The 12724-nt window shown below is 77.1% G+C and carries 10 protein-coding genes and 1 pseudogene; all 11 read right to left on the bottom strand.

What is annotated here, in order from left to right:
* Positions 1–222: 222 nt before the first annotated feature.
* Positions 223–1866: a uroporphyrinogen-III C-methyltransferase gene (gene cobA / locus E1166_RS14855; RefSeq protein WP_132339355.1), complete on the bottom strand. Its 1644-nt coding sequence runs from the start codon at positions 1864–1866 to the stop codon at positions 223–225.
* On the bottom strand, positions 1863–2459 hold the full coding sequence (locus E1166_RS14860; RefSeq protein ID WP_132339357.1) for a precorrin-8X methylmutase: 597 nt from the start codon (positions 2457–2459) through the stop codon (positions 1863–1865). Before E1166_RS14860 ends, cobA begins: the two co-directional genes overlap by 4 nt.
* 73 nt (positions 2460–2532) lie before the next feature.
* Positions 2533–2736 (bottom strand): 4Fe-4S binding protein, encoded by a 204-nt coding sequence (locus tag E1166_RS14865; protein ID WP_132339359.1) that lies wholly within the window; start codon positions 2734–2736, stop codon positions 2533–2535.
* Positions 2724–4421, bottom strand: a complete 1698-nt coding sequence (gene cobJ, locus E1166_RS14870) for a precorrin-3B C(17)-methyltransferase (RefSeq protein ID WP_132339361.1) — start codon at positions 4419–4421, stop codon at positions 2724–2726. Before cobJ ends, E1166_RS14865 begins: the two co-directional genes overlap by 13 nt.
* Positions 4418–5734 carry a precorrin-6y C5,15-methyltransferase (decarboxylating) subunit CbiE gene (cbiE, locus tag E1166_RS14875; protein ID WP_243710350.1) on the bottom strand — a complete coding sequence of 439 codons (1317 nt, stop codon included), beginning with the start codon at positions 5732–5734 and terminating at the stop codon, positions 4418–4420. Before cbiE ends, cobJ begins: the two co-directional genes overlap by 4 nt.
* Entirely contained in the window at positions 5731–6882 is a 1152-nt protein-coding gene (locus tag E1166_RS14880) for a cobalt-precorrin-5B (C(1))-methyltransferase (protein WP_132339365.1), read from the bottom strand. The genes cbiE and E1166_RS14880 overlap by 4 nt, the downstream gene beginning before the upstream one ends.
* Positions 6879–7736 (bottom strand): precorrin-4 C(11)-methyltransferase, encoded by an 858-nt coding sequence (cobM, locus tag E1166_RS14885; protein ID WP_132339367.1) that lies wholly within the window; start codon positions 7734–7736, stop codon positions 6879–6881. The genes E1166_RS14880 and cobM overlap by 4 nt, the downstream gene beginning before the upstream one ends.
* Complete coding sequence (gene cobI, locus E1166_RS14890; protein WP_132339391.1) at positions 7733–8473, bottom strand: precorrin-2 C(20)-methyltransferase; 741 nt, start codon at positions 8471–8473, stop codon at positions 7733–7735. The genes cobM and cobI overlap by 4 nt, the downstream gene beginning before the upstream one ends.
* Before the next feature lie 134 nt (positions 8474–8607).
* Positions 8608–9966 (bottom strand): cobyrinate a,c-diamide synthase, encoded by a 1359-nt coding sequence (locus E1166_RS14895; RefSeq protein WP_132339369.1) that lies wholly within the window; start codon positions 9964–9966, stop codon positions 8608–8610.
* Positions 9960–10571: a cob(I)yrinic acid a,c-diamide adenosyltransferase gene (gene cobO / locus E1166_RS14900; protein ID WP_132339371.1), complete on the bottom strand. Its 612-nt coding sequence runs from the start codon at positions 10569–10571 to the stop codon at positions 9960–9962. The genes E1166_RS14895 and cobO overlap by 7 nt, the downstream gene beginning before the upstream one ends.
* Before the next feature lie 92 nt (positions 10572–10663).
* Positions 10664–12724, bottom strand: a pseudogene (locus tag E1166_RS14905) (putative cobaltochelatase); the annotation flags it as partial.

Genomic DNA, 12724 nt, shown 5'->3' on the forward strand with positions numbered 1-12724 from the left:
CCACTCGCCCCGCCCGCCGCCACCGGCCGGGGCGAGTGGTGCCGCGCACCAGCCGATGCCACAGGTAGAGATGGATCAGACCGGCTATCCCGAACACGACCGCGACGAACACGAACACCCGGTCTCCCTCCACCGACGTCCGGCCCACACTAGATAGTGCGGGCTCCACCGACCACCCCCTGATCGCAACGTGACCGACGGGACAGCCCCGTTGCCCGCCGGTCAGTCGCGCAGCGCCACCACCGGGCCGAGGACGACAACCGCCGGCGGCCGGATACCCTCCCGGGCCGTCAGGTCGCCCACCTCGTCCAGCCGGGACGCCCAGGTCCGCTGTCCCGGGTGCCCGGCGTCCTGCACCGCCAGCACCGGGGTCTCCGGCGCGCGGCCGTGCTCCAGCAGCACCGCTGCGATCTTGGCGATGGTGTCGACCGCCATCATCAGCACCAGGGTGCCCCGCGCCCGGCCCAGCGCCGCCCAGTCCACCAGGGACTCCGGGTGCCCCGGCGGCAGATGCCCGGAGACGACGGTGAGGTCGTGGGCGACCCCCCGGTGGGTGACCGGGACGCCGGCCAGCGCGGGTGCGGCGAGCGCGCTGCTCACCCCGGGTACCAGGACGGTCTCCACCCCGGCGGCCGCACACGCCTGGACCTCCTCGTGGCCCCGGCCGAAGACGTACGGGTCGCCACCCTTGAGCCGGACCACCCGTTTCCCGGCGCGGGCGTGGTCGACCAGGGCGGCGTTGATGGCGTCCTGCGCCATGGACGGTCCGCGCGGCACCTTCGCGGCGTCGATCACCAGCACGTCCGGGCGGAGGCCGGCGAGCAGGCCCTGCGGGGCGAGCCGGTCGGCGACCACCACGTCCGCGCTGTCCAGCAGCGCCCGGCCGCGTACGGTGATCAGGTCGTCGGGGCCGGGCCCGCCGCCCACGACGGCGACCTGCCCGGGGCGCAGGCCCGGCCCATGGTGGTGGTGGCCGCCCTCGTGCAGATGGTGGTGATGGTGGTGACCGCCCACCGGGTCGTCGGGATGGTCGTGCGGGGTCTGCGGCCGGCCCACCTTGTCGGCGAAGCCCGGCATCAGCACCCGGTACGCGCAGGTGTCGCAGTTCATCCGGATATCCCCGCGCAGCGCCTCGGCGTGCCGTTCCAGCACCAGGTCGGCCAGCGCGTCACAGTCGCCGATCAGGTCGGCCACCCGTACGTCGAGGTCGGGATGCCCAGCGGCGAACGCCTGCGACTGGGCGACGATCCGGTCCGGCAGCACCCCGGCGAAGAGAAAGTACGGGGCGACGACGATGCGCCGGGCCCCGAGCCGGCGCAGCCGCGCCAGCACGGCCGGCACCGACGGCTCGGCGAGGGAGACGAAGCCGGGTTCGACGCCGGCGTAGCCGCGGCCCTCCCACAGCAGCCGGGCCACCTTGGCCACCTCGGCGTTGGCGTCCGGGTCGGTGGAGCCCCGCCCGATCAGGGCCACCCAGGTGTCGGCCCGGTCCGCGCCGGCCAGGGCGGTGTCGATCCGCTCCTGCAGCGCGGTGTGCAGCAGCGGGTGCGGGCCCAGCGGGCGGCCGTACCGGTAGGTCAGGCCGGGGTGGCGGGCCTGCTCGCGGGCCATCGCGGCGGGGATGTCGCCCTTGCCGTGGCCGGCGGCGGTGAGCACCAGGGGCAGCGCGACCAGGCTGCGGTGGCCCCGCGTCACCAGCGTGGTCACCGCGTCGGTGAGCGGCGGGCGGGACAGTTCGATGAAGCCGCCCTCGACGTCGCCGACGCTGCCGGCGGCGCGGCGGCGGACCCGGTCGACGAGCGCGGCGAACTGGTCGACCCCGGCCGCGCTGCGCGTGCCGTGCCCGACGATGACCAGCGCGGTCATGGCGTTTCCTCCAGGTAGAGCAGGGCGTTGAGGGCGGCGGCGGCAACCGCCGAGCCACCCTTCTCGCCGACGTTGGACACGGCCGGCAGGCCACTGGCCCGCAGTGCCGCCTTGGACTCGGCAGCGCCGACGAAGCCGACCGGCAACCCCACCACCAGGGCGGGCGCCGCAGCCACGGTGATCAGCTCCGCCAGCGCGGTGGGGGCGCAGCCGACCACCCACACCGCGCCCGGTCCCACCCGGTCCAGGGCGACCCGGACGGCGGCGGCCGAACGGGTCAGGCCGGTGGCGCGGGCCAGTTCGGCGGCGGCGGGCTCGGCGACCGGGCAGACGATCTCCCGACCGGCCCGGGTGATGCCGGCGGCGACCATCCACACGTCGGTGACGATGGGTGCCCCGGCCTGCAGCGCGGCCAGCCCGCCGGCCAGGGCCGGCTCGTCGCAGACCAGGTCGGTGACGTAGTCGAGGTCGGCGCTGGCGTGCACCACCCGCTCGGTGACGGCCCGGGTCAACGGCGGTAGGTGGGTCAGGTCGACCCGGGAGCGCAGGATCCGGTACGACTCCTGCTCGATCGGGTGCACCACCCGGGTCATCGGGCCGGCCCCACGACGAGGGGGGCGCCGGCCGCCGGCTGGTCGGCGCCGTACCGGCGGGTCGGGGTCGAGGTCATCGGTCTCCTCGCGGGTCGGGGGTGGCGCGGATGGCGTCCACCGGACAGATCTCCAGGCACTCCAGGCAGCCGGTGCACCGGTCGGCGCGGACGGTCAGTCCGCCGGGAACGGGCCAGATGGCGTGCGTCGGGCAGGTGAGCAGGCACGCGCCGCAGCCCTGGCAGGCGTCGACGGTCACCGGCGCGGTCACGACCGCCACCGGTAGCCGCGCGGGGTCACCATCCGCCCGCCCACCATCCGGGTCTGCGAGCTGCCGACCACCACCACGCTGTACATGTCGACCACCGCCGGGTCGAAGGTGGCCAGGGTGGCCAGGTGCACCCGTTCGCCCTCGCGGCTGGCGTTGCGCACCGCCCCGACCGGGGTGTCCGGGGGGCGGTGTGCGGCGAAGGTCTTCAGGGCCGCGTCGAGCTGCCAGTCCCGGGCCCGGCTGCGCGGGTTGTACAGCAGCGCCACCAGGTCCGCCTCGGCGGCGGCGGTGATCCGCCGGGCGATGGCCTCCCACGGGGTGTGCAGGTCGGACAGGCTCAGATAGACGTGGTCGTGCCCGAGCGGGGCGCCCAGCAGCGCCGAGGCGGCCAGCCCGGCGGTGATCCCGGGCACGCCCACCACGTCGATGCGGTCGTCGGCGTACTCCAGGGCGGGGCTGGCCATCGCGTACACACCGGCGTCGCCGGAGCCGACCAGCGCCACGGCGTGCCCGGCGGTGGCCTCCGCGACGGCGGCCCGGGCCCGTTCCTCCTCGGCGCCGAGGCCGCTGGCCAGCACCCGGGTACCGGGGCGGAGCAGGTCGCGGATCTGGTCGACGTACTGGTCGAGGCCGACGACCACGGCGGCCCGGCGCAGTTCGGCGACGGCGCGGGGGGTGCGCAGGTCGGCCGCGCCCGGGCCGAGACCGACGACGGCCAGCCGGCCGCGCGGGGCGTGCCGGGCCACCGCGACGGTGGCCATCGCCGAGGCGGTCTTCGGCACCAGCAGGGTTCCGCCGTCGGCCAGCGCCGCGGCCTCCGCGACGCTGGGGGTGCCGACGGCGGCGCGGACCACCTCGCTGGGGTGCGGCACGTCGACCGCCGCCAACCGCGCCGCTGGCCGGGTCACCAGGGGTACGCCGAACGCCTCGGCGCTCGCCACGATGCCCGCCTCGTCGGCCTTGAGGTCGACGCTGGCCAGGCAGCGCAGGCTGGCCGGGGCCAGGCCGGCGGCGGCGAGCGTCCGCCGTAGCAGGTCGGTCACCTCGGCGGTGGCGACGCCGCGGCTGGAGCCGACCCCGGCGACCAGGGACGGGGGCCGCAGCACGGCGGTCCGCCCGTCGGGCGGCACGACCCGGTCGGTGACCAGCAGCCGGTGGGCGTCGCCGGGGGCGTCGGCGCGGACGTTCGGCGGCAGGGCGGGCAGCGGCCAGGTGGCGTCGGCGACCAGCCGCACCGGTGCGCCGTCGAGGATCGCCCGGGACACGGCGGCGACCGCGCCCTCGACCGGCCAGCCCAGGGTGTCCAGCCCGGGCAGGTCGACCGCGTCGGTGGCGGTGGTGACCACCGGCCGGGCGTCGAGCAGCACGGCCACCTCGGCGGCCAGCGCGTTGGCGCCGCCGCCGTGCCCGCCGAGCAGGGCGACGGCGTGCCGGGCCGCCTCGTCGACGACCACCACGCCCGGGTCGGTGCGTTTGTCGCCGAGCAGCGGCGCGAGGACCCGCACCACCGCACCGGTGGCCAGGAACGCCACCACCGCGTCGCACTCGGCCCAGGCGGTGCGCAGCGCGTCGGCGGCGCTGTCGGCGTCGACGAGTCGCGCGTGCGGCCAGGCGTCGGCGAGGACCCGGGCGTGCCGGTGGCCGGCGGCGGTGGCCGCGACGAGTCCGACGCGGCGGGTGGCAGGGCTGGTCACGGGCGCTCCCCGGTGAGGACGACCACCGGGTTGGTGGCCGCGAGTCGGACGGAACCGCCGGGCAGGTCGGCCAGACGGGCGGCGGCGAGTTGGCTGCCGGAGACGGCGTAGCCGGCGGCGCGCAGCAGGTGGACGGCGGGGGCGACCCGGTCCAGGGCGGCGAGGGTGACCACCACCCGGTCGGGCCGGCGGACGGCCACCGCGTCGAGCACGTCGGTGCCGCCCCCGCCGACGAACACGGCGTCCGGGTCGGGCAGCCCGCGCAGGGCCGCCGGGGCCTCGCCGGTCACCACCCGAAGGTGTACGCCGTGTCGGGCGGCGTTGGCGGCGACCGGCGCGGTCGGGTCCCGGTCGACGGCGATGACCGCCGCGCCGAGCAGCGCGCACTCGATGCCGACCGAGCCGCTGCCCGCGCCGACGTCCCAGATCAGCCGGCCGAGGCGGGGACGGAGCCGGGCCACCGCGAGAGCTCGCACCTCCGCCTTGGTGATCATGGAGTCGCGGTGGTCGTACGCGGACTCGGGCAGCGCCCAGCCCCCGGCCGGCGCGGCGGCCGGCTGGTTGTCGCCGCGCACCGACCCGACGCCGGGCGGCAGGTGCCCGCCGGCCGGCCCGGCCTCGGCGGCCGGGGCCTCGCCGCCCGTCGGGTCCGGGCTGCCCGGACCGGCAACGTCGGCCGGGGCCAGGCTGAGCAGCACGTGCGGGTCGGCCCAGGCCCGCCCGGCCGCCGCCTCCGCGGTGGTCCAGGTGACCCGCTCCGCGTCGGTGCCGAGATGTTCGGCGACGACGAGATGCCGGGGCCAGCCGACCAGTCCCGCGCCGATCTCGGCGGCCCCCGCCCCGGGGGCGGTGAGCACCGCGACGGCGGGCAGCGCCCGGCAGGCGTTCAGCGCGGGCCGCAGATCCCGCCCGTGCGCGGTGACCACGGCCGCACCGTCTGAGTCCAGGCCGGCGCGGGCGAAGGCGGCGGCGACGCTGGAAACAGCCGGCAGCACCCGTATCGGCAACCCGGCGGCACGCAGCCGCCGGACGATACCGAAGAACCCGGGGTCGCCGCTGGCCAGGACGACGGCCGGCGTGCCGGCGACGACGGCGGCGGCGAGCCGCTCGAGGGCGGGAGCGAGCGGCCCGAGCACGATGGTCGCCGCGCCCGCCGGCACCGGCACGACGGCGAGGTGCCGGGCCGCCCCGACGACCAGCCCGGCCCGGGCCAGCAGCGGCGCGACGACCGGGTGCGGCGGGGCTCCCCCGGCGTCGACGCCGACCACGCTGACCAGCGGCTCACCGGCGGCCGAGGGTTGCGGTCCGGTCACGCCGTCCACCGCCCGGAGGAGGCGACCACCCGGGAACCGGCGAAGTCCACCATCGCCACGTCGACGTCGACGTCGTGCCCGGCGAAGCGGAGCAGCACCTGGCCTACCCGGCGGCAGAGCAGGTCCCCGGCGGGGCCGAGCAGCCCGGCGGCCTCCCACAGCTCGTACGCGTGCCGTCCGGTGTTGGCCGCGGCGACGGCCGCGACCAGGTCGGCGTCCCCGCCCGCCTCGGCGGTGACCGCGCCGAGCAGCGACAGGTCCACCTTGGAGCGGGTGTAGTGGGTCATCAGGATCCCGGCGGCCAGCTTGGCCAGTTTGCCGGCCATCCCGACGAAGACCACCGAGGTCATGCCATGGGTGACCGCGGCGGTGACCGCCGCGCCGGTGAAGTCGCCGACCTCCACGAAGCACACCTCGGGCAGCTCCGGCAGCAACCCACGGGCGGCCCGCTCGGTACGCCCACCGGTGCACAACACCACGGTCCGCTCCCCCTGCGCGGCCATCACCTGCACCGCCTGCACCACGCTGGCCCGCCAGGAGGCGGTGGAGAAGGGACGGACAACGCCGGTGGTGCCGAGGATGGAGATACCGCCGAGAATGCCCAGCCGCCGGTTGGTGGTCTTGCGGGCCATCTGCTCGCCACCGGGCACGCTGATCACCACACGTACCCCCACCGCGTTGAGGTCGACCACCTCGGCGACCGCCTCGCCGATCATGCGGCGCGGGGTGTCGTTGATGGCCGGGCCGCCGACGGCCAGGCCGAGCCCGGGTTTGGTGACGGTGCCGACGCCCGGACCACCGTCCAGGCGCAGGCCCGGCTCCGAGCGCCAGCAGACGGTGGCGGTCAGGTGCGCGCCGTGGGTGACGTCCGGATCATCCCCGGCGTCCTTGACCACCACCGCCTCGGCCCGCGCCTGCGGGGGCGGGGTGAGGTCGCAGCGGGCGACGGGAAAGGTGACCCGCCGCCCGGCGGGCAGCCCGATCTCCACCTCTTTCGGTGGTGTCCCGGTCACCAGGGCGGTGACGGCCGCCTTCGCCGCCGCCGTGGCGCAGGCCCCGGTGGTCCAGCCGGTGCGCAGCGCGGTGGGTCGGACCTTCGCGGTGCGCGGCAGGTCCGGCTCCCGCAGCGGCGGCTCGGCGTACGTCACCGGGGTGGCCCGTCGCCGGCGGCGGTCCGAGCGACGCCGTCGGTGTCGGCGGCGGCCCGCGCCCGGCGCAGCTCGGCCCGGGCCGCCGGCTCGGCCCGCCGGTAGGTGTGGAAGTGCCCGGGGTGGTAGAGGTGCGAGCGGGTGCCGGCGGCGGCGAGCGCCGGACCGACCAGGAACAGGGTGTGCTTCCACAGCTTGTGTTCCTTGACGGTGGCCTCCAACCCGCCGAGGGTGCAGCGGACCACCAGCTCGTCCGGCCAGGTGGCCTGGTACGCCACCACGACCGGGGTGTCCGGCGGGTAGCCGCCGGCGAGCAGTTCGGCCTGTGCCTGCCCGGATCGGGCGGCGGAGAGGAAGAGCGCCATGGTGGTGCCGTGCCGGGCGAACTCGCGGACCCGCTCCCCCGCCGGCATCGGCGTCTTGCCGCCCTCGAGCCGGGTGAGGATGACCGACTGGGCCACCTCGGGAATGGTCAGCTCGCGGCCGACGATCGCGGCGACGGCGGTGAACGAGGAAACCCCCGGGACGACCTCCACCGCCAGATCGAGGGCCCGGCACAGGTCGAGCTGTTCCTGCACCGCGCCCCACAGCGCGGGGTCGCCGGAGTGGATCCGGGCCACGGTCAGCCCGTCGGCGGCGGCCCGCCGGTACAGCGGCAGCACCCCCTCGATGGGCAGCTGGGAGGAGTCGACGATCTCGGCGTCGGGGCGGGCGTGCGCGAGCACGTCGGCGTGCACCAGGCTGGCCGCCCAGACCACCACGTCCGCCTCGCCGATGACCCGGGCGGCGCGCAGGGTGAGCAGGTCGGCGGCACCGGGGCCGGCCCCGACGAACCACACCTTTCCGTTGGTCACAGCTTTCCTCCCCGCCGGTCCCGGCGGGCGGGCACCAGCAGCGTCGACAGGTACGGCAGGTCGTCGTCGGCACCGTCGAGCGGGCCGATCCGCTCGTCGGGCAGGCCGAGGCTGCGGCCGAGCACCGCGTCGGCCAGCCGGCCGTGCCGCCGCAGCGCCTCGATCAGCTCAGGGTGGCGGCGCCAGCCTTTGTAGACCACGACGGTGCCGGGGCCGGCCAGTGCGTCCTCGACCAGTGCCGCGCCGGCGGTGGCCGGCAGCAGGGTGAGCGGTTCCCGGCCCTCGCACAGCGGCACGCCGCTGCGGGCGGCGAGGTCCTGCATGGCGGTGATCCCGGGCACGGACCGAACCTGCACCGTCGGGCGCAGGGCGCGCACGCTCTGCGCCAGGTAGCCGAAGGTGGAGTAGACGTTCGGGTCGCCGATGGTGGCGAAGGCGACCGACCGGGCGCCGCCGTCGAAGGCGGCGACCACGGCCGCCGCGGCGGCGTCCCAGGCGGCCTCCCGGCGGGCGGTGACGCCGCCGGTGTCGTCGAGGGCGAACGGCAGCCGGTGCAGCCGCTCCGCCGGGACGTACGCGCGCACGGTGGCTTCCGCGCGGCCCGCGGGCGCGTCGCCGTCCGCCCCCGGCCGGTCCATCACCGGTACGACCACCAGGTCCGCTTCCCGCAGCACCCGCACCGCCCGCACAGTGAGCAGGTCCGCCTCGCCCGGGCCGACGCCGACGCCGGTCAGCAGGGCAGCCGGAGCCGCGTCGGGCTCCGGCCCGGCGCGCTGCGAGACCTTCACCGCGCGCCCCGCACCTGTCGGGCCGGACGGGGTGGGTGTCGGGCCGGACGGGGCGGTCGGCGGGCGACCCGGCCGGGTGGCGCTCACCGGCTCGCCGCCTCGACCAGGCGGCGGGCGGCCTGCGGTCGGCCCGCCCAGTGGGTGTGCAGGTAGGAGGCGTGTACCCGGCCGGTGACGAAGCCGTGCGCGGTGCCGTCCCAGTGCCACGCCGGCCGCTCGCCGTGCGTCGGATCGGTGACGGTGCGGTGGAACTCGTGGCCCCGTACCGGCTCGCCGACGCGGTGGACCGGGGAGTCGGCGGCGGCGACGGCGTCCCGGTAGCCGAGGGTGAGCCGGCCGGTCATCCGGGCGGTGTGCGGCAGCCGCCCGCACATCGGCACACCTTCGAGGGTTTCGCCCAGGTAGAGCAGTCCGGCGCACTCGGCCACGATCGGCCCGTCGAAGTCGGCCAGGTCGGCGCGGAGCCCGCTGTTGGCCGCGAGGGCCTCGGCGTGCACCTCGGGGAAGCCGCCGCCGACGACCACCGCCCGGGTGCCGGCCGGCAGGGCGGGGTCACGCAGCGGGTCGACGGTGATTACGGTGGCCCCGGCGGCGGCGAGCAGCTCGGTCGTCTCGGCGTACGAGAAGGTGAAGGCCGGACCGCCGGCGACCGCGACGACCGGGCGGCGTCCGCCGGCCGGGCCGCCGACGGCGTCGGCCGGATCCCAGCCGGGGACGGTCAGCGGCGGTGCGGTACGGGCCAGGTCCAACACGGCGTCGAGGTCGACGGTGGCCTCGACCAGGGCGGCCAGCGCGTCCACGACAGCCACCGACTCCGGGGCCCGTTCGGCGACCGGCACCAGCCCGAGGTGGCGGGCGGGCGCGGCCACCTCGGCGGCCCGGGTGACCGCGCCGAGCACCGGTACGCCCACCTCGGCGAGCGCGTCGCGCAGCAGCCGCTCGTGTCGGGGCGAGCCGACCCGGTTCAGGATCACCCCGCCGATGCGCACGCCGGGGTCGAAGGCGCGCATGCCGAGCACCAGCGCGGCGGCGGAGCGGCCCTGCGCGGTGGTGTCCAGCACCAGCAGCACCGGCGCGTCGACGAGCCGGGCGACGTGCGCGGTGGAGGCGTACCCGCCCCGCCCGACCGCGCCGTCGTGCAACCCCATCACGCCTTCGATGACCGCGACGTCGGCGGGGGTGGGGAGGGTCGCCCCGTGCCGCAGCAGCGGCGCGATCCGGTCCTCGCCGACCAGCCAGGGGTCGAGGTTGCGCCCGGGGCGACCGGCGGCGAGCGCGTGGTAGCCGGGGTCGATGTAGTCGGGGCCGACCTTGTGCGGGCTGACGGTCAGGCCCCGGCGGCGCAGCGCGGCGAGCAGCCCGGTGGCCACGGTGGTCTTGCCGTGCCCGCTGGCCGGTGCGGCGACGACCAGCCGGGGTAGCGCCCAGGCGTCGCTCACCACTCGATCCCCTTCTGGCCCTTCTGGCCGGCGTCCATCGGGTGCTTGATCTTGGTCAGCTCGGCGACCAGGTCGGCGGCCTCGACCAGCCGGGGGTCGGCGTCCCGTCCGGTGATCACCACGTGCTGGAAGCCGGGCCGCTCGGCCAGGGTCGCCACCACCTCGTCGACGTCGACCCAGCCCCACTTGATCGGGTAGGTGAACTCGTCGAGCACGTACAGGCCGTGGCGCTGCGCGGCGAGGTCACGCTGGATCTGCCGCCAGCCCTCCAGGGCGTCGGCGGCATGGTCGGCCTCGCCGCCGCGCTGGATCCAGGACCATCCCTCGCCCATCTTGTGCCAGGCCACGGGGGCGCCCTGGCCGGTGCGCTCGTGCACCTCGCCGAGGGCCCGGAAGGCGGCCTCCTCACCCACCCGCCACTTGGCGCTCTTGACGAACTGGAACACCCCGATCGACAGCCCGGCGGTCCAGGCGCGCAGCGCCAGCCCGAACGCGGCGGTCGACTTTCCCTTCATCGCCCCGGTGTGGACGATGGTCAGCGGCCGGTTGCGCCGCTGTCGGGTGGTCAACCCGTCGGCGGGCACGTGTGCGGGCTTTCCCTGCGGCATCAGGCAACGCTCCCGGTGATGGTCGTGGCGGACAACGCCCGGGTGCCGCCCGGGCCGGGAATCGGCCGGCGCGAACCCGTGGGGCGGCCGGCGGCGAGATCGGCCAGCGGGGCGGTCGCGACCTCGGTGAGCCGGTGGTGGGCCGCGCCGAGCTGGGCGGCGAGGCGGCCGGCCAGATCGAGGCGGACCGGGCCTGACTCGCAGTCCACGACCACGCAGGAGGCACCGCTGGCGGCGAGCACCGCCGCCGCGCGGGCGGCCCGGTCCAGCGGGTGTGGCCCGGCGGTGGCCCGGCCGTCGGTGACGACCAGCACCAGGGGCCGGCGCTTCGGGTCGCGCAGCCGCTGCACCCGCAGCAGGTCGGCTGCCGCGAGCAGTCCCTCCGCGAGCGGGGTACGTCCCCCGGTGGGTAGGTCCGCCAGTCGGGTCGAGGCGGCCAGCACGGAGGAGGTGGCCGGCAGCAGGGTCTGCGCGCCGGTGCCCCGGAAGGCGACCACGGCGACCTTGTCCCGACGCTGGTAGGCGTCGGTGAGCAGGGCGAGCACCGCCCCCTTGACCGCCGCCATCCGCTGCCGCGCGCCCATCGACCCGCTGGCGTCGACGACGAAGAGCACCAGGTTGCCCTCGCGTCCCTCGCGGACCGCCTCCCGCAGATCGGTGGGGCGCAGCACGAGCGGTCCCCCGCGCCGGCCCCGCCCGTGCTGGTGCGGGGCGGCGGCCCGCAGGGTGGCGGGCAGGTGCAGCGCGCCGGCCCGCCGGGCGGGTAGCCGCGCGCCGGTGGTCCGGCCCCGCCCGGTCCGCGCCCGGGACCGCCGGCCCGGCACCCCGTCCCCGACACCGGTGGCGGTGAGGAGCCGGGCCCGCAACCCCTGGTCCGGTACGGCGACCGGCTGCGTCGAGGCCGCCCGGGCCCCGTGCCGGGGCTGGCCGGTTGCGGGACCGTCCGGCGCTGCGGTGCCGGTCACGTCGTCACCGCCGCGATCCGGTCCGTCGGACCCGGTGCCCGGCCCCGTGGGGTCGCCGGGACCGTCGTCGTGCTCCGGGCCGGGACGGTCGCCGTCGCCCGGGCCGGAGGGGTCATCGTGGTCGGGGCCGGTGGGGCCGCCACCCGGGCCGGGACCACCGTCGTCGTCCGGGTCGTCGGGGTGTTCCTCCCGGGCCCGGTCCAACGCCTCGTCGAGGCGCTTGTCGTCCAGCCCGGGGCTGTCGAACGGGTCACGGCGGCGGCGGTGCGGCAGGGCCAGCCGGGCAGCGACCCGCACGTCCTCGGCGGTTACCCGCTCCCGGCCCTGCCAGGCGGCGTGCGCGACGGCGGCGCGGGCGGTGACGATGTCGGCGCGCATCCCGTCGACGTCGAACGCCGCGCAGACCTCGGCGATCTGCCGCAGGGCCGCGTCGGGCAGCACCACCCGATCCAACCGCCGCCGGGCGGCGGCCACCCGGCGAGCCACCTCCGCGTCGGCCTCGGCCCACCGCACGGCGAACCCGGCCGGGTCGGCGTCGGCGGCGAGCCGGCGACGGACCACCTCGACGCGGACCGCCGGGTCACGGCTGGCAGTTACCTCCACGGTCAACCCGAACCGGTCGAGTAGCTGGGGGCGCAGTTCCCCCTCCTCCGGGTTCATCGTGCCGACCAGCAGGAACCGGGCGGCGTGGCTGACCGAGACGCCTTCCCGCTCGACGTGGCAGCGGCCCATCGCGGCGGCGTCCAGGAGCAGGTCCACCAGGTGGTCGTGGAGCAGGTTCACCTCGTCGACGTAGAGCACGCCCCGGTGGGCGGCGGCGAGCAGGCCCGGCTCGAAGGCGCGTACCCCCTCGGCCAGGGCTTTCTCCAGGTCGAGCGAACCGACCACCCGGTCCTCGGCGGCGCCGACGGGCAACTCGACCAGGCGGGCCGGGCGGCGTTCGGCCGGCGCGGCGGTCGGATGGGGCCCGTCCGGGCAGCCCGGGTCGGGTACGGCCGGGTCGCAGCCGAACCGGCAGCCGGCCACCCGGTCCACCGGTGGCAGCAGCGCCGCCAGGGCCCGGACGGCGGTGGACTTGGCGGTGCCCTTCTCACCCCGCACCAGCACCCCGCCGATGGCCGGGCTGACCGCATTGAGCAGCAGCGCCAGGCGCATGTCGTCCATGCCGAGCACCGCCGAGAACGGATA

The organism is Micromonospora sp. KC213 (genome assembly GCF_004348325.1).
Lineage (GTDB): Bacteria > Actinomycetota > Actinomycetes > Mycobacteriales > Micromonosporaceae > Micromonospora.